Here is a 16,978-nt window from a genome sequence, read left to right as displayed (position 1 = left end):
CCGGAACCGGTGATCGTCAGGTGCCTGCACTCAGCGGATCGGCTGCGTGACGGCGTCGTGTTCGTCGTTGACCAGATGGAATGCGATCGCGAGATCATCGATTACCGCCTGCCACGCGGCCTGGCTGCCCTCGCCGCGCGGATCGCGGGCCAGCGCCAGCAAAGTGGTGGCGGCATCGACGGCCTGCACCGCGGCGGCCAATAGCGCGGGCACGGGAGTCGGGGCATTGCGCGAGGCCAGTGTGGCGATGTGGTGACGCAGCCACCGTGCGTCGAACTGCGCCTGCGCCGACACATCACCGACGGCGGCTTGCTCGGCGGTCGCCGCCATCGACCAGTCACCCATGTACTGCCCAACTGGGTCCTGGACTACCAAGTCCCGCAGCTCACTACTGATCAAACCGTGTAGCCGACCCGCCAACTCGGCGCGTTCGACGCGCGGTTCGGCCGACCAGCTGGAAGCGGTTCTTTCCATATCGGCCTGCAATACCGCCAGCACGGCTCGCAATTGCGCAGCTGTCGCCACCTACGCCCCTCTCCGTCGTTCATTCCGAGCTACCGTTGCGCGACAACACTTCGTGGACCCAAACGACTACGTCGAACCCTCCCGGCACCTCCGCTGCACGGCTGTTCGTGTCGAAACGTCCGCCACCCGACGATAAGTGCAGACACGACGATACAGAAGCAGACAATCTCGAGCTACCGACAAGCGGCAGTCGTATCCGCCAGGGGTGAGTGTCGGTTCCGGACATCATGAACATCTCGGACTAGGTATTGAAACCCGTGCGTTCAATACTTGAATCGGAGCGGTTCAAAAGAAGGCCGCGGGAGGCGCCACGGGTCGGCAGGTCGACCGGGCGAAATCAATTGCGCGAACATACCTCTGGTGCCTGCTGTCCTGCGGCGGGCCCGTCACGTTAATATTGGGATGATTGCTTTCACTCCGAATGCGGCGCGTCCGCCCGACCGAAGGCTGGTGAGTCCGCCGATGTCGGTATCGATGTTCGATGAGGCGCTTCCGCGCGGCGAACGTGATGGAGTCGGTCTGCGAGTCGGTGCGATCATCGACCGCGGCGGGGAAGTGTTGCTGCTGGAGGCCCACAGCACCGGACCGCTCCCGCTGACCCGCAAGCTTCCGGGTGCCACTGTCGAACCGGGCGAATCAGTCTCCGCCGCACTGATTCGCGGCGTCCGCGAAGAGACCGGGCTGACCGTCACCGATATCGGCCGCCACATCGGCGACTTCGACTACCTGTCGCCGGCCGGAAAGCCCGTGCGGCGCTTGCATTTCGCCGTCACGGTGGCGGCCACCGGCCCGATCGTCCTGTCTGCTCACGCCGATTACGTGTGGGCGCCGCTGGACGGTGACCTGCTCGTGACGCCATCCATCCGCGGCATCCTCGAAACCTACCGGGACCTCCTCAGCCGCTGAGCGTTGTTCCGATACTCGATATCGGTTGTGCCCGTGCGCTTTTCACGCTGAACGCGCCCTTCGGGCACGTCGACGGCTCGCACCTGCACGCTGGTCGATCGGGATCGGCGATGCTGGACTACGGCTCGCAGGAAGCCGATCGCGGCTGCCCGGCGCGTGATGCGGATTGTCGAGCCCTGGCCGATGATGTTACCCGCAATTCGTGATCTTCTAGTCCCGTGCGTACGGCGAAGAACTGCGAATTTGCCAAAGATTGACGGGCGTTTTCGCTGTATACCAGTGCGCTTGCTGGCAATAAGTTATTGTATATTCACACCGCTTCGACCTCTTGGTCGCCGGAAGGGCTGTACGGTCGTCCGCTGTCAGGTCGGGGAGGAAACGGCAGCACGTCCATACGCATGTCATTCGACCGCTACAGACCCGACAATGGAAGGAATCCGATGACCGCAACCGCTGAACCGCTGCCCACCGTGGGGCCACTCACCGCCGAGGAAACCCGGATCCATATTCCGGCCATCCATCGCTCGCAGACGAAGCGGCCGCTGAAACTCGCTGACGCACTGGACTTCTGGAATTTCGCGGGTGCCGCGGCCAATGTGGTGATGCAGATGGCGCGACCCGGTGTCGGCTATGGCGTTTCGGAGAGCCGAGTGGACTCCGGCGCGCTCATGGTGCATCCGTGGAAGCGGGCCAGGACCACCACGCAGTATCTGGCGGTGGCGATCTTGGGCACCCAGGATGAAATCGATGCCTATCGGGAGGCGATCAACGTCGCGCACCGTCAGGTGCGGTCGGGTCCCGATAGCCCGGTCAAGTACAACGCCTTCAACCGTGATCTCCAAAAGTGGGTCGCTGCTTGTCTTTTCATCGGTTTCGAAGACACCTACCAGTTGTTGCACGGCAAGATGAACGATGAGCAGGCCGAGCAGTTCTATCAGACCGCTTCCACTCTGGCGACCGGTGTGCAGGTCACCAAGGATATGTGGCCCGCCACGCGTAAGGACTTCGACCGCTACTGGAACGAGGCGAGCAGCCACGCCGTCCTCGACGACAAGGTCCGCGCCTACCTGGATGATCTGCTCAACCTCAGGATGATCCACTGGTATCTGCGGCTGCCGTTCCGAAACCTGTTGAAGTTCTTGACGATCGGTTTCCTGGCGCCGTATTTCAAGGAGCAACTCCAGGTCGAATGGACTGACGCCGATCAACGCCGCTTCGAGCACCTCTTCCTGTTCGTCGGGTTCGTCAACCGCTTCATCCCACGCTTCCTGCGCTTCGCACCCACCTACGGGCTGATGCGAGACCTGCGTTGGCGCATCCGCAAGAACAAGAGCCTCATCTGAGAGCTTCCTTGCCGGCATCGCCCCATAATTCTTTGCCCTTGGGCCGTCTCGTCGAGCGAAACATGGGATCGCAGCTGCCCGCATCCGCCGTAGCGTTTCCGGCGTCGGTCGGCATGCCGCACTCTTTCGCCTGGTCGGACGGCAAATTCTGGGTCCACACCACCATCGAACCGGAAGCGGTGCGAGTACTGCGCGACCACCGCCATGGCTGGCGGCAAGCCGTCCTGGCTTACAACCACTCCACCGTCTACATCAACCAAGTACGCAGCGCCGCAATCGGTTACGAGAGCTGATGGAGCACGGCATGGACGTCCCTCATCAGGGTGGTGGCCCAGCGAAATCTCGGTCGGCCGTCGACACGCATTGATGCCTGAGCGCTGCGACAGTCTATCCTGCGGGTACGGCCGAGGATGATGGTGGAAAGCATCCGGGTTGCGCGAGTGGGTGAGTGATCATGAAGACGAGATCGGCGGAGACGGTGAAATGCCGCGGATGTCACTGCTGGTGGCCTTTGAGCGCGCACAATGTGTGCCATTGTTCCCAATGCCATCAGACGTTCACCGGTGAGAAGGCTGCGACGCTGCATCTGGTTGTGGATTATCGCCACAAACCGCACGTCATCTGCCGCACGCCGCAGAGCGTCGGCCTCGTTGATGCCGGCCGCGACTATCCCTGCTGGGGCTTGCCGCAGAATTAGCCGGTTCTGATCCCGAGCCGGACTACCGGCCGGTCGTGCGTTGGTCCTGCTGGGCGAGGACGAAGGTGCCCTGGCCGTTCGGGTCCAGTTCGGTATCGAGGATCTTGTCGTCCAGGAAGGCGGCGGCCTGCTCGTCCAGGAAGATCCGCGACCCTTCCGCGGTCAGGACCTGGTCCTGCTCGGCCGGCTCCGCGGCGATTGCGAGCGACATCGTCTCTGCGCCATCCGTCGTGGAGATTCGCAGCCCGGCATCCGTCGGCGTGCCGTCTGCGGAGGTGATGGTGCGAACTGCCTCGATGGCATTGGGGGTGAGCATCAGCATGTGTCTGGTTCCTTCCGCTGTCGTGGCAGTCGGCCGAGGTAAGCGGCGGACTGCATGCCCCGCGGGCTAGTCTCCAGCCCCGATCATGAGCCGGCGGCGTCCTCGGCACCGGCATCCTCCTAGCTGTAACCATGATCCGGCTCGCGCAAACTACCTTTTTCCGAGCGTCGCAACCGATCTCACGTCCTACACACGAAAATCTTTACTTACCCTCAAGTCAACTTACTTTTGAGTTACCTTTCCGAGCAGTAGTGCTGGCCGCGGTCGAGGCCGAGGTTCGCGCGGAGTACGAGCCCCAGTTGCTCCGGCTGACCACCAAGGATGCCGAGACGCTGAAGCGGATCGCGATGCATTTCCGGCTGGCGCGCCCACCGACGAGTGCCACATGCGAACCCACCAGGTGTCCGAACCTTTGGCAGTTGAACTGGTCGTGACAGGTCTGGCAGCGCAACCGACCGAAGACGCCGGGTTCAGGGGCGGGCGATGATGAGGGGGCAGTCGGTGGCGTGGAGGACGGCTTGGCTGACCGAGCCGAGGGTCATGCCGGCGAATCCGCCGCGGCCGTGGCTGCCGACGACGATCAGTTGCGCGTCTGTGGATTCGGCGAGTAGGCGCCGTGCCGGGCGGTCCTCGACGACCACGCGCTGCACCTCGAGGCCGGGGTAATTCTCTGCGTAACCGCCCAAGCTCTCCGACAGCAGTGCTTCGGCCTCTTTCTGCATGTCGGCGCGGGAGATGTAGCGGTTGAATTCGGACCAGGTGAGCACTGCTCGCACCGCAACGTCGCGATTGACGGCCTCATCGAAGGCGATTCCGATGGCGCGGACACTGGCGGGGGAGCCGTCGACGCCGACCAGCACGGGGCCGAGGACCCGATCCGGTGTGTAGTTCTCGGGTTCGGGGATAACCGCGACCGGGCAGTGCCCGTGCCTCGCGACGGCGGTGCTCACCGAGCCGAGCAGGCCGCGGCGGAACGCGCCGAGACCACGGGTGCCGACGACGAGCATGCGCGCGTCCTTGGAGCGGTCGAGCAGGACCGGTATCGGCGGCGCCTCGACCACATAGGTGGCGATGTCGAGGTCACCGACGGGTGCGGCTGCGGCCGTGGCGAATTCGCTGGCGGCGGCAACGGCCGAGGCGCCGATGGCACGATAGGCGTCGTAATCGATTTGGTCGAAGGCGATTCCGGGCCCGAAATCCATCGGGGCGCCGATGCCATACACGATGTGCAGTGGTGCGCGGTGGTGGACGGCATCGACGGCGGCCCAGCGCACGGCCTCGGCGGCGGCCTCGGAGCCGTCGATGCCGACAAGTACGGGGGGATTGATGGCGTTGGCGGACATGTGAATTCGTACCCCTTCTGGTTTGGTGGCTACTGCGGGTGGATGACCATGACCGGGCAGTGCGCGGTCTGCACCAGTGCGTTGCTGGTGGAACCGAGCAGCAGTCCGCGGAATCCGCCGCGTCCCCGACTGCCGAGTACCAGTAACTGGGCCGATCTCGACCATTCGAGCAGCGCCTGTCTCGGCGCGGACAGATACACCTTGCGGATGATCTGCACGTCCGGGTACTTCTCCTGCCACCCTGCGAGTTGTTCGGCCAGGATCGCCATTCCGGCGGTCTCGGCGTCGCGATCGGAGATGGTGTAGGGGAGTCCGGCGACGCGGTCGTAGTACAGATCGCTCCAGGCGTGCACGGCGACGAGTTGGGTGTTGCGTTCGCTTGCTTCGGCGAACGCGGCCGCAACGGCGGCCGAGCTGACCGGTCCGCCGTCGGCGCCGACCACGACCGGGCCGATGCGCCGGGTCTGCTGTTCGGTGCCGGTGTCACGGACCACCACGATCGGGCCGCGACCATGGCTGGCGACCGCGAGCATTGTCGATCCGAGATGGCTGAGGGTGCCGCCCGATCCGGCCGAGCCGATCGCGACAAGATGCGCGACCTCGGACAGCTCGATCAGCAGGTGAGCCGGATTGGCTTCGGAGACTCCAGCTTCCACGGTCAGGGTCGGATCCACCTGCTGGGCGAGGCGACGCGCCGTGCGCACGAGGTCCGCGCCTTCGCGGCGGATCGCATCGATCACCGGGGGCATGATCACGTCGTAGATCCCGTAGACGGCTCCGGCGGCGGCGAGGTCGAGGCCGTGCACGATCCGCAGGCCTCGACCCCGCCGCGACGCCGTTTCGGCGGCCCATCGGACGGCGAGGTCGGCAGCTTCGGAACCGTCGATGCCGACCACTATTTCGGCCGACGCCAGCCGGTGCGGATCATCGTGGTGCTGGGTGGTCATGAACAGTGTCCCTTCGGATTCCGAGAAATCGGCTACCCGAAGATTAGGAATTCGAGGCGGTTCGGCACGCCTGGCGTTGGTCCCGAACCGCAGGGCACAAAGGCCGCTCCTGCCGTCGCTGATTCGGCATGCGCGACCCTGCTCGGTGGCACGCGCATGCCACCGAGCGAGCGTGTCGGACCTCAGGGCAAAGGCGCCGACCAGCGCAACACCGTTCCGCCGTGCGCGCCCTTCGATACGCTGAAGTTGCCGCCGGCCTGTTCGGCGCGCGTCGCCAGATTCGCCAATCCGCTCATGCGGGTGATGTCGTCGGGGATGCCGATGCCGTCGTCGGTGATTTCAATGGTGGCGTCGTCGCCTACACGCAGATGGACCGTCACCGTTGTGGCGTGCGCGTGCCGCACCACGTTGCTCACCGCCTCGCGCAGTACCGCCTCGACGTCTTCGGATAGTGGCGGCGCCAGCACGGAGACCGGTCCGGCGAGTCGAATTGTGGTGCGCAGACCGCTTTCGCCGATCATGTCGGCGATGACGGCGTGCAGGCGTTTGCGCAGCGTCGGGGCATCGGTGGTGGTGCTGTGCAGGTCGAAGATCGAGTGCCGGATGTCTTGGACGATTGATTGGATGTCGGCGATGGTGTCGTTGAGTCGGGATTTGATCTCGGGTGCGCGGGCCCGCTGCGCGGTGCCCTGCAGTGAGAGGCCGACTGCGAACAGGCGCTGGATGACGTGGTCATGTAGGTCGCGCGCGATGCGGTCGCGTTCGGAAAGCACGTCGAGTTCGCGCATCCGCCGCTGGGTGGTCGCCTGCTGCAAGGCTAGCGCGGCCTGTTCGGAGAAGGCGGCCATCATCGATTGCCCCACTTCGTCCAATGGCTGCGCACCCGCGGGTTGCACGGTGGCGAGCACGCCGATGACCGAATCCTCAGCGTGTAGCGGCAGAATCAGCGCGGGCCCGAATTTCGACGGCTCATAGAAGACCGGCCGGAAGCGCAGTTCGTCGACCGCGACGACCTGCCCGGATCGGAACGCTTCGCCGGAATTCGATTCGCTCATCGGGATGCGTTCGCCGAGCAGATCGTCGGCGCCGACGCCCGCGGCGGCGGCGACCACCAGTTCGGTGATCTCCTCGGTGGGGATGTCGGGATCCTCCGGGAGGGCGAGGAAGGTGCACGCCGAGCGAGTGAGCGCCAAGGCGCGGTCGGCGACCAGTTCGAGTGCGGTGCCCGGTTCGCCGCCTGCGAGCAGCTCGGTCGCTACATCACGGTTGGCTTCCAGCCATTGCTGGCGGATCCGGGACTGTTCGTAGAGGCGGGCGTTGGCGATGGCGATACCCGCGGCGGCGGCCAGCGCCTGCACCACGACCTCGTCGTCCTCGGTGAATTCCTGCCCACCGGCCTTTTCGGTCAGGTACAGGTTGCCGAACACCACGTCGCGAACCTTCACCGGTACGCCGAGGAACGTGCGCATCGGTGGATGGTGGGCGGGAAAGCCGACCGAGGAAGGGTGCTCCGAAAGATTGGTCAACCGAAGGGGTTTGGGCTCCTCGATCAACAGGCCGAGGACACCGTGACCGCGTGGTAGATCGCCGATCAGCACCCGGGTCCGGTCATCGATGCCTTCGTAGACGAATTCGGCGAGTTGGTGGCTGGTCTTATCGGTTTCACGCACGCCGAGTGCTCCGTAACCGGCGTCGACGAGTTCGATGGCAGAGTGCACGATCGAGCGTAGTGTGTTGTCGAGGTCGAGTCCGGCGGTGACGACCAGCATGGCCTCGATCAGGCGGTCCATCTGGTCGCGGACGCCGACGATTTGGGCTATCTGGTCCTGGACTTCGCCGAGTAGTTCCCGAAGTCGCAGCTGGGCCAGGGTTTCCGTCACCGGGGTTTGGCCGGGTTCGGTGGACACTCCATCCATCCCCCCATTTTCGCATGATCATTTACCCCGTGCGGTGCTGTGTAAACCTCTCAGTCGATGGTCATTCCTTCGTGAGGGGCGTCTTGAGTTTCGAGGCCAGTACCGCGGCCTGGGTGCGTCGCTCGACTCCGAGTTTGGTCAGCAGCCGGGAGACGTAATTCTTCACGGTTTTCTCCGCGAGGAACATTCGGGACGCGATCTGCCGATTCGTCAATCCTTCACCGAGCAGATCGAGCAGGGTTCGTTCCTGTTCGGTGAGTGTCGCCAGGGGCCCGGTCTTGGCCTCGGCTTCCTCACGCAATTTCGCCATCAAGGCCGCGGCCGCGCGATTGTCCAGCAGCGACTTACCCGCGCCGACCTCGCGAATGGCCTCGACCAGCTCCAGGGTGTCGATGTCCTTGACCACATATCCGCTGGCCCCGGCCAAGATCGCGTCGAGCATGGCCTGCTCGTCGGTGAACGAGGTGAGTATCAGACATCGCAGCTCCGGATGCTGATTCAGCAGTTCGCGACACAGTTCGATGCCATTGCCATCGGGCAGTCGCACATCCAGAACCACGACCTGCGGGCGCAGCGCTGGAATGCGCGCCAGCGCCTGCGAAACGGTGCCCGCCTCCCCGACGACCTCGAGATCGGGCTCGGTCTCGATCAAGTCCTTGACACCGCGACGCACGATCTGGTGATCATCGACCAAGAACACACTGATCATCGGTAAACACCTTCCGCGAGTGTCAGTTCAGACTACTGAGTGATCAGGCATGACATAGCGGTGATGGGCCCCAGTTGGGGTGACGAATTTCCCTAGCTGCGTCCGGCTCGATCCGCTGCCAGGCACGTACTGCCGCGGCCGCTGTGTGATCCAACGGCAAAGCGGTGTCGAGCGGTACCGCATCGGTCCACGATGATGCCGCGGCCGCCATGGCATCGGCGATATCTGGAGGTGCTGGAACATCGCTGTCGGGCCCAGGGATTCGGCCGTCGCGGCGCCTTTGGTGTCGAGGAGATCGGCCACGACCACGCGGAGGCCGGATTTGACAAGGGTTTGCGCGATCGCCGCACCGATGCCGCGCGCGCCGCCGACGACGACGGCGCTCCGGCCATGGAATTCGGGCATAGTGCCCACCTCCATATTGCTGACGGGCAATGTTTCCTGCTGTTGTACTCAGAATTTCGCAACAGCCGCCCCATCGTGATGGCCGAAGGTCATCGATGTGATGGGACTTCCGGACCGTCTTCGCGCTCTCGTGGTCGGCGGACGCCCTCTCCTGACGTCCGAAGTCCCGCCATGAGGGGTCGTCTTGCCCTACATGCGATATCGCCACGGTGAGAGCGTGAATCGGGACGGAACGAAAGGATGACGGCGATGGACCACGGACTGCCCGACGATCACACTGTGCGGGCGGCACTAGCGCTCGCGGTGCGGGCACCGTCGGTACACAACACTCAACCGTGGCGGTGGCGGATCGCAAACCGCAGCGTCCACCTGTATCTTGATCCGACCCGGGCCTTGCCCTCGACCGACCCCGATCAACGCGATCTCGTCTCGAGCTGCGGTGCCGCGCTGCACCATCTGCGAGTCGCCTTTGCCGCGCTTGGCTGGTCGGCGGTAGTGCAGCGGCTGCCGAATCCGGCGCAACCGAACCACCTGGCATCGATCGAACTGGTGCGGCATCGGCCCATTCCCCACGAAATCGAACTGAGCGCCGCCATCACTCGCAGGCGAACCGATCGCAGGCCCTTCAGTGCGTGGCCGGTGCCGTCCGGGTACCTCGGATTGGTCACCGAGCGTGCGGCGACCCTGGGGGCGACCGTGCGGCAGGCGGCCGACCGATCGCGGGACTGTGTGGTCGAGGCGATGCAAGCCGCGGCCGAGCGACACGCCGGAGACCTGGAATACAGATTCGAGCCGGCCGAATGGAGTGGCGGACACGCCGCGGAGGCTGTGCCCGCAGACGAACCCGACTTCGCCGAGTTGCTCGTGCTCGGCACCTCCGCCGACAACCGGCTCTCGCGATTGTGCGCGGGCGAGGCGCTGAGCGCGGTGCTGCTGACCGCGACCAATGTCGGGTTGGCCACCTGTCCGCTGACCGAACCGCTCGAAACACCGTCGCTGCGAGACCGTATCCGTGTCGGTGTCCTCGACAATTACGGTTACCCCCAGGCCGTGATCAGAATCGGCTGGGCACCGACGAACGCCGAACAATTACCCCTCACACCTCGTCGGGCGGTCGAGGATGTGCTGGATCACTTGGAGGTCGCCGAAACGACCGCATGCTGAACGGGCGAGCTTGGATTACCTCGAATCGGGCGAACGCTATGTCGCCGTCTCCAGGCGCTTTTCCACGGTTGCCAGGGCAGCTGCCAACCGGTCGCGGGCTTCACGGGCGGCCGCGTGCGGCTCGGGCCGGTCGGTGTGGTGCAGGACCGCACCGCGCAGCAGCAGCACTGGGTCGACCGCCTCGACAAGGGTGGTGTCGCCGTCGGTGCGCACCACGACATTGCATGGCAGCAGCAGCCCGACTCGGGGATCGGCGGTCAGGGCGCGCTGCGCGAGGATCGGGTTGCAGGCACCGAGAATCAGATAGTCGTCCATCCGCACACCGAGCTTCGTGTGCAGTGTGGCGCGCACGTCGATCTCGGTCATGATGCCGAAGCCCTGTTCGGCCAACGCCTTTCGCAACTCCGAGACGGCGTCGGCGAACAGCGCTTGCAGTCGCACAGCGAGGGCGGCGGCGATCGGTCGGCGGATCTCGGTCACGAGATCCCCGGGCCGTACGGCGGCGTCCGGAGCCACCAGATACACCTCGGTCGGTGGCCCCATCGGTTGATAGTCGGAGCAGCGGATCCAGTCGTCCAACGCACGGTAGGCGTCACCGATGTGCTGATAGTCGCCGTGGTGCCTGATGCTGGCGCACAAGGTCGGCTCGGGACGACGCAAGCTGGCTTGTTCGGTGCTGTTGTCGAGTACGCCGTCGGTCACCGGGAGAGCGAACTCCACCTCGGTGGTCATACCTGGTCCGAGCATGCCCAGGTATGTCGTGGACGGTGGTCCTGCAGGTACAAGTCCGGTGCGGGTGGCCAACTCGTAGAGTGCCCGCATCCCCGCGCCGATATCGTCGCCGGCATGCTCGCGGCGCACCGAGCGGCGCAGTTCGAGCACCGTGGTGGTGTTCGATTCGCCGATCTCGACCTGGTAGGGCATCGCCGACCTCAGGCCCGGTGGGCGATGTGGTCGAGTTCGGCGCGGGCGAGGTGATCCGCCCAGGCCTGCGCGCGCTCCAGTTCGCCCGGCGTGACCGGGCCGAGGGTGCCGTCGACGAGGAAGTCCACCGGTCGGTCGATGAGGTCATAACCCAAGCGCCGCAATCGTTTTCCGGCGCCACGCGCGGCCGATCCCGGCAGCCAGGACGGTTTCGCGGCCTTGGTGCAGAAGGCGGCGGCCCGCGAGCCCGGCGGCACCGGCAGTGCCGCGTCGAGCCATTCGCGCATGCCGATGTCGACCGTGACCGGTGCCTCGGTCCGGCTCGCCGCGTCACGTCGAGTCCGAGCACGGCTCATCCCGAGGGCGTGTGTGGGCGCCCCGACCACCAGTAGATCGACCTTCGGCTCAGGGTGCTCGACGGCGGCTGCCACATCCAATACCTCCACCTCGCCGTATTCGCCCAATTTCTGTGCGATGGCGGCGGCGATGGCAGCGGTGTTGCCGAACATCGACTCGTAGACGACTCGGCTCCGCATATCGGCCTCCTCTGCATACCCGCAGGAACCTCCTGCGCGCTCGACGCTACGTCCGCCTGCCGGGCCGCGGACAGTGCCGAACTGAGGCATGCCGAGGGACTTTCGACCATCCCTTGTGCCCGCCTTGCCGACCGGGTCGCGGCCTACCGAGCGGGCGGAAAAGCGAGGTCGGTGGACCCCGGACAGCGATGACCTTCGTCTCTGCCCGCGTACTCGCTTACGCGCGATGCTCGGATCAGAACAATTGCCCGGGGAAGTAGGTGATCGGCGATGTCGCAGGACTCGACGTTCTCGATTCGCGGCGCATCCTCACCAATGCTACGGCTGTGGTGGCTGCGCCTGTGGAGCCCGAATCCCTTGGTGCGGCCTTCGGATCGGCTCGAGGCCGTGGTGCGGCTCGTGGCGGTAGTCGCCGTAGTCGTAGCGATACCGGTCGCCGGAGCGCTGGGGACGGCTGCCTACACCGACGCCACTGCCCGGATCCGCACCGGGGACGTGACGAAATCTGTTGTCAGCGCGGTGATTACGGCCGAGCCCGAGCGGACGCCTTCGCATCTGCTCGAGGCACCGGTGCACTGGGTCCACAACGGCCGCCCAGGCACCGCGACTGTGCGGGTGCCGGTCCATGCGGTCCCCGGCGATCATGTGGAGGTGTGGCTGGGGCCCGACGGCGCTCCGACGGTCGCACCTCGGCATCCCGGTGCCGCCGCGATGACCGGGATCGGCGTCGGCGTCGGCGTGCTGACCGGCACCTGGGTCCTCGCATGGCTGCTATTGCGGGGCACCGTATGGCTGCTCAGGCGTCGACATCGCGCGCAGTGGGACCGGCAATGGCGAACGCTCAACCGTCCGACCACAGAAGACAGGCAATGAAGGGAACGACCATGGGCAATTCCGTAGCGCCGCAGATCATTGCGGCCGTCGACGGCTCGGCGAGTTCATATGAGGCGGTTGCCTGGGCGGCGGTCGATGCCGCGCTGCACCGCTGCCCGCTGCGCATTCTGACCTCGGTGGCCGTCCCCGACTTCGGACCCGACCGAACTTTGAGCGAGGCGGACATGGAGTGGCTGCGCCGCGATGGCGAGCGGATCCTGGCCGAGGCGGCCAGCCTGGCACAGCACACCGCGCCGGGGGCGGAATTGGAGATGGCCACCGAGGTGATCTTCGCCTCGATCATTCCGACCCTGATCCTGCGCTCGATGCAGGCCAGGATGCTGGTCGTCGGCAGCCGCGGCATCGGCGCGTTCCACCGCGGGCTGCTCGGCTCGGTCAGCACCGCGGTCACCCATCACGCGCATTGTCCGGTCGCCGTGATTCACGGCGATTCGGCGATCGATCCGGAATCGGCGAGTAAACCCGTCTTGGTCGGCGTCGACGGCTCTCCCAATAGCGTGCCCGCCATCGAGCTCGCGTTCGAGGAGGCCGCGCGACGCAAGGTGGGGCTGACGGCGCTGCACACGTGGAGCGATGCCAGTGGCGTCGATCTGCCACATTCGGGCTGGGAGGCCGCGCGCGAATCCGAACAGGCGCTGCTGGCCGAGAATATGGCCGGCTATCGCGACCGATATCCGGAGGTGCCGGTGTCGCGGATCCTGAAGCTCGACCGGCCGGTTCGAGCGCTGCTCGACGAGTCGGTGAACGCCCAGCTGGTTGTGGTCGGCAGCCGCGGCCGCGGTGGGTTCGCGAGTATGGTCCTCGGCTCCACCAGCAACGCGTTGCTGCACGCGGTGGAGTGCCCGATGATCGTGGTACGCAACAACTGATCTGTTCAATCCGAGTGCCGTCCCGGCGAGCGACGATCGAATGCGCCAGCTCATGGGCCGGCAGTGAGGCGAACAGCCCGATCGCGCCGACCGCCGCGACCAGCCGGACCGCCACCGAGTTGCCGTGGACATCGGTGAGCGAGCGGCCGAGCGGATAGGTGAACAGACCCAGGGTGACCAGCGCCGACCAGTGCGCGCCGATCCGAATTCCCGCGACCCGCCCGAGCGGAGGCGGCCATTGGTCAAGACGAACGGACCTCGAGAACCTCGTCGAGTGGTCGTGGTGTCGGGGCCGACTCGGTGTCCTCGGGGGCGATGCCGATGCGGACGATGACCTGGGGGAAGTCTAGGTGGGGGATCAGGTCGGAGATAACCGAACGGCTGGCGCCGAGTTCGGTGATGTGGGTGAGTGCGCAGGTGGCCAGGCCGCGGGCGGTGCATTCGAGCAGCACCTCCGAGAGCGCCTCGCCGGCATGCAACCATTGTGCGGGGGTATCGCCGAGGGTGCTGAGCACCACCAGCCGCGCCTTGTCCTCGAGGTCGTCTCGGCGGGTCGAATACGGTGCGGACGGGAAAGTGCGTCCGACATCGACCCTGGCTGCCTCGGCATCCGATACCAGCGCGGCCGCGGGGATGCCTTCCTGGACGTCGGAATGTCCGGCCCACCAATGCAATTCGGTCTGATACTCCATATCGTAGCGGCGCAACGCCGTGGCATGTGCGGTGGCCGCGGCCAGTCGGGGCCTGCTGCTGTCGGCGATCTCGTCGACCGCGACGTGATGTGGGCGCGCCAGTTCGCGAACAGCGCTGAGCACGTCGTGCCAGTTGTCCGGCGTCATCATCGGCAATCGGTCGGTGTGGCGCCGGTGTATCGCGCGCACCCGAGTGGCTGTCGTGTTCAGCGCACCGAACCACGGCCGAAACTCCAGCGTGGCCAAAAGGCCCGGCAGACCGGGGTCGGGTAGGCGAGTGACCTCGGCGAACCAGGCCATCGACAGGAAGGCCAGGCGCGCGTGATCGAGCACCGCGCCGCAACTGATCACCAACTGCCTGCCGAGCGGATCCGCCGACTGCAGCAGCCGATCGGTATCGCTGCGCAGTTGCAGTTGCGCGCCGTCGAACACCCAATGCCACGGCTGGGTGTTGTGCACCGAGGGGGCCCGCGAGGCGAGCTTCAGCGCCATCCGCACGGTCTGCAGATCGGGTGTGCTCGCACGACTTGCGTTCATATTCCGAGTCTCGCCTCCGCGACCCCACCACCACGACGGGCATTACGCACATATCCGAGAGTCCATGGTCACCACAGCACCAGCACCACTCACCCGATCTCTGTCTGGACGGGTGATCATCAAGCCGCGTGACGTCGGGGTCACTGCAATCGGCGGAGCGCGACCCACCGTGACATTTGCGTGGCGCTGGATTCCGAGGACATTCCAGCGAGGGATTGCGGTGCGGCTGATCACGGTGACATGGGGTTCCCGCGACCGTCCCGTCGTCGTTGCCGTGGTCGGCTCAGCCGTGGTTCATCGTCAGGATGTCGGTCAGCGGCCGCCGCGGCGTCGGTGCGGTCTCCGGCTCGTCGTCGGGTGCGGTGCCGACGCGGATCACGACTTGGGGGATACCGGGGCGAGGCAGCATACCTGCGATAGCCTTTCGGCTCGCGGGTATCTCGGTGATATGTGTCAGTGCACAGGTCGCCGATCCGGCCGTGGTGCATTCCAGTAACACGGCGGAGAGCGCCTCACCGGTGCGCAGCCAGGCTGTCACGGATTCGCGGGGCGAGCTGAGCACCAGCAGTCGGGCCTGGTCCGCGAGGCTGTCGCGGCGCGCGGAATGCGGTGCGGAGGGGAAGGTGCGCGCGACACCGACTCGGGCGAATTCGGCGTCGGAGATCAGGGCCTCACGCGGGATGCCTTCCGGGTCACCGGAATGGCCCGCCCACCAATGCAATTCGGTCTGATATTCGGTGTCGTAGCGGCGTACCGCCGTGGCGTGTTCGGAGGCCACCGTGAGCTTCGTATAGGCGCTCTCGTCCAAGACGTCCAGCTCGAGGTCGTGGGGCGTCACCAGCATCCGCACAGTGTGCACGAGCTGCGCCAAGTTCGCGGGTGCGTTCAGCGGCAGCCGGTCGGTGCGTCGGTCATCGATAGCGCGGGCGCGGGCCAGCACCCCCATCGGGGGATCCGGCCACGGTCGGAACTCGATCACCGCCAGATAATCAGAGCGTTGCGCATCGGGCATCCGCGTGGTGTCGGTGTGCCACCCTGTGGCGGCGAACGCGGTGCGCACGTGGTGCAGCATCGCGCCACAGCTGATCAGCACTTGTCTGCCGAGCGGGTCGGTCGAGGTCAGCCATCGGTCGTTGTCGCGATAGAGGTGCAGGCGGACGCCGTCGAAAACCCAGCGCCACGGCTGGGTGTTGTGCACCGACGGTGCTCGGCTGGCCGAACGCATGGCCGCCAGCACCGTCGGATGGTCCGGCCCGGGATGAACTGGAGTAGTGGCGTTGTCGGTCATGGCTTCGAGTGTCGTCCGACCACGTGCCAGTCGATATGGGCCTTACGCCTGTTCCCGAAGGTCCATGGTCATCGGCCGGAGGTATAGGCACTTCCAAGGTTGGGGCCTGTTCCCCCTTTGGGCGGGTATGGCGACCGTGGCCGCTGGATTCGGACCGATCGGCACGCTGAACAGGTCTTTCGGCCCCTTCTCCGGGTCACCGGGCAGTGCGAGCGTTGCATCGAATTGCATGCCTGATCAGGAGAGCACGATGCCCAGCGAACTCCATACGCATACCGTCGCCGGCCGGGGTGTGCGGAAGTTGCGCCACCACGTGAAGTTGTGCCGCCGATCAGGCATCGGCGGTGCTGGGTTCATAGAATTGTGTTTCGAAAGGCAGGTCGCATGTCTACCAACGGCAACTGGCTCGCCCGAATTACCGCGACCACCGCGCCCGGCTCGGTGGTGCTGATCCGCCTGTATGTTGGCGCGGTCTTTCTCTTCGAAGGCATTCTGAAGTTTCTGCGGCCCGAGACGCTCGGCACCGGCCGGTTCGACAAGACTGGTATCCCGGCGGCGGGATTCGTTGCCCCACTCGACGGAGTATTCGAAATCGGCTGCGGTGCACTGATTCTGGTCGGACTGCTGACGCGGCTCGCGGCGATCCCGATGATCGTGGACATGATCGGCGCACTGTTGATCACGAAATTACCCATCCTGTGGGGTACGGCCGCATTGTTCACCGGCAAGTCCGGTTGGTGGGATTTCGTGCACGAATCCCGCGTCGACCTGGCCCAACTATGTGGAAGCCTGTTCTTGCTCATCGTCGGCGCGGGCGCATACTCGGCCGACGCCGCGCTGGGCCAGGGCACCGGAAGTCGTCGGTAGGTGTCGGTCGGGGCGTGGGTCATTGGTACCCGCAAGACAGGGCGATCGGCCCTGCCGATGCCGTGCGGGTGGGCGCACAGTAGTGCTATCTGCC

Annotated in this window: 19 protein-coding genes; 8 read left to right on the top strand and 11 right to left on the bottom strand. The window is 65.5% G+C overall.

Going from position 1 to position 16,978, the window contains the following annotated elements; translation table 11 throughout:
* Positions 1-30: 30 nt before the first annotated feature.
* Positions 31-525: a hypothetical protein gene (locus ACQPXH_RS21560; RefSeq protein WP_433598348.1), complete on the bottom strand. Its 495-nt coding sequence runs from the start codon at positions 523-525 to the stop codon at positions 31-33.
* A 402-nt stretch (positions 526-927) separates the two neighbouring features.
* On the opposite strand from ACQPXH_RS21560, the gene ACQPXH_RS21555 reads away from it, so the two are divergent.
* The 4 genes from ACQPXH_RS21555 to ACQPXH_RS21540 all read left to right on the top strand — a co-directional run bounded on the left by ACQPXH_RS21555 (position 928) and on the right by ACQPXH_RS21540 (position 3,471).
* Positions 928-1,431 carry an NUDIX hydrolase gene (locus ACQPXH_RS21555; protein ID WP_433598347.1) on the top strand — a complete coding sequence of 168 codons (504 nt, stop codon included), beginning with the start codon at positions 928-930 and terminating at the stop codon, positions 1,429-1,431.
* Positions 1,432-1,871: 440 nt separating this feature from the next.
* Entirely contained in the window at positions 1,872-2,774 is a 903-nt protein-coding gene (locus tag ACQPXH_RS21550) for an oxygenase MpaB family protein (protein ID WP_433598346.1), read from the top strand.
* A 62-nt stretch (positions 2,775-2,836) separates the two neighbouring features.
* Positions 2,837-3,067 (top strand): hypothetical protein, encoded by a 231-nt coding sequence (locus tag ACQPXH_RS21545; RefSeq protein WP_433598345.1) that lies wholly within the window; start codon positions 2,837-2,839, stop codon positions 3,065-3,067.
* A 161-nt stretch (positions 3,068-3,228) separates the two neighbouring features.
* Positions 3,229-3,471 carry a hypothetical protein gene (locus tag ACQPXH_RS21540; protein ID WP_433598344.1) on the top strand — a complete coding sequence of 81 codons (243 nt, stop codon included), beginning with the start codon at positions 3,229-3,231 and terminating at the stop codon, positions 3,469-3,471.
* A gap of 22 nt (positions 3,472-3,493) precedes the next feature.
* Here ACQPXH_RS21540 and ACQPXH_RS21535 read toward each other — a convergent pair whose 3' ends face one another.
* From ACQPXH_RS21535 to ACQPXH_RS21510, 6 genes are all read right to left on the bottom strand, one after another.
* Positions 3,494-3,793, bottom strand: coding sequence for a hypothetical protein (locus ACQPXH_RS21535; RefSeq protein ID WP_433598343.1), 300 nt, complete (start codon positions 3,791-3,793; stop codon positions 3,494-3,496).
* Positions 3,794-4,263: 470 nt separating this feature from the next.
* Positions 4,264-5,136, bottom strand: coding sequence for a universal stress protein (locus ACQPXH_RS21530; RefSeq protein ID WP_433598342.1), 873 nt, complete (start codon positions 5,134-5,136; stop codon positions 4,264-4,266).
* A gap of 29 nt (positions 5,137-5,165) precedes the next feature.
* Positions 5,166-6,083, bottom strand: a complete 918-nt coding sequence (locus ACQPXH_RS21525) for a universal stress protein (protein WP_433598341.1) — start codon at positions 6,081-6,083, stop codon at positions 5,166-5,168.
* 182 nt (positions 6,084-6,265) lie between these two features.
* Complete coding sequence (locus tag ACQPXH_RS21520) at positions 6,266-7,999, bottom strand: sensor histidine kinase (protein WP_433598340.1); 1,734 nt, start codon at positions 7,997-7,999, stop codon at positions 6,266-6,268.
* Between the two features lie 61 nt (positions 8,000-8,060).
* Entirely contained in the window at positions 8,061-8,708 is a 648-nt protein-coding gene (locus ACQPXH_RS21515; protein WP_433598339.1) for a response regulator, read from the bottom strand.
* 27 nt (positions 8,709-8,735) lie between these two features.
* The gene (locus ACQPXH_RS21510) at positions 8,736-9,113 is read right to left on the bottom strand and encodes an SDR family NAD(P)-dependent oxidoreductase (RefSeq protein ID WP_433598338.1); all 378 of its coding nucleotides are present in this window, start codon (positions 9,111-9,113) and stop codon (positions 8,736-8,738) included.
* Between the two features lie 249 nt (positions 9,114-9,362).
* Here ACQPXH_RS21510 and ACQPXH_RS21505 point away from each other — a divergent pair, with 249 nt between their 5' ends.
* Positions 9,363-10,277 (top strand): Acg family FMN-binding oxidoreductase, encoded by a 915-nt coding sequence (locus ACQPXH_RS21505; RefSeq protein WP_433598337.1) that lies wholly within the window; start codon positions 9,363-9,365, stop codon positions 10,275-10,277.
* Positions 10,278-10,313: 36 nt separating this feature from the next.
* Here ACQPXH_RS21505 and ACQPXH_RS21500 read toward each other — a convergent pair whose 3' ends face one another.
* A complete protein-coding gene (locus ACQPXH_RS21500) occupies positions 10,314-11,201 on the bottom strand; it encodes a DUF302 domain-containing protein (protein WP_433598336.1) in 888 nt (295 codons plus the stop codon).
* A gap of 8 nt (positions 11,202-11,209) precedes the next feature.
* Positions 11,210-11,737, bottom strand: coding sequence for a flavodoxin family protein (locus tag ACQPXH_RS21495; protein WP_433598335.1), 528 nt, complete (start codon positions 11,735-11,737; stop codon positions 11,210-11,212).
* 270 nt (positions 11,738-12,007) lie between these two features.
* Here ACQPXH_RS21495 and ACQPXH_RS21490 point away from each other — a divergent pair, with 270 nt between their 5' ends.
* Both ACQPXH_RS21490 and ACQPXH_RS21485 read left to right on the top strand, forming a co-directional pair.
* Positions 12,008-12,610, top strand: a complete 603-nt coding sequence (locus ACQPXH_RS21490; RefSeq protein WP_433598334.1) for an Rv1733c family protein — start codon at positions 12,008-12,010, stop codon at positions 12,608-12,610.
* A gap of 11 nt (positions 12,611-12,621) precedes the next feature.
* A complete protein-coding gene (locus tag ACQPXH_RS21485) occupies positions 12,622-13,500 on the top strand; it encodes a universal stress protein (protein WP_433598333.1) in 879 nt (292 codons plus the stop codon).
* A 242-nt stretch (positions 13,501-13,742) separates the two neighbouring features.
* On the opposite strand, the gene ACQPXH_RS21480 is transcribed toward ACQPXH_RS21485, so the two are convergent.
* Complete coding sequence (locus ACQPXH_RS21480; RefSeq protein ID WP_433598332.1) at positions 13,743-14,729, bottom strand: Acg family FMN-binding oxidoreductase; 987 nt, start codon at positions 14,727-14,729, stop codon at positions 13,743-13,745.
* A gap of 283 nt (positions 14,730-15,012) precedes the next feature.
* The gene (locus tag ACQPXH_RS21475; RefSeq protein ID WP_433598331.1) at positions 15,013-16,017 is read right to left on the bottom strand and encodes an Acg family FMN-binding oxidoreductase; all 1,005 of its coding nucleotides are present in this window, start codon (positions 16,015-16,017) and stop codon (positions 15,013-15,015) included.
* A 384-nt stretch (positions 16,018-16,401) separates the two neighbouring features.
* Between ACQPXH_RS21475 and ACQPXH_RS21470 the strand changes: the two genes are divergently transcribed.
* The gene (locus ACQPXH_RS21470; protein WP_433598330.1) at positions 16,402-16,884 is read left to right on the top strand and encodes a DoxX family protein; all 483 of its coding nucleotides are present in this window, start codon (positions 16,402-16,404) and stop codon (positions 16,882-16,884) included.
* Positions 16,885-16,978 lie beyond the last annotated feature (94 nt).

The sequence above is a fragment of the Nocardia sp. CA-135953 genome (assembly GCF_050955735.1).
In the GTDB taxonomy this organism is placed as follows: Bacteria; Actinomycetota; Actinomycetes; order Mycobacteriales; family Mycobacteriaceae; genus Nocardia.
The sequence above is the reverse complement of the archived record's forward strand: the minus strand, read 5'-3'. Positions and strand labels throughout refer to the sequence as shown.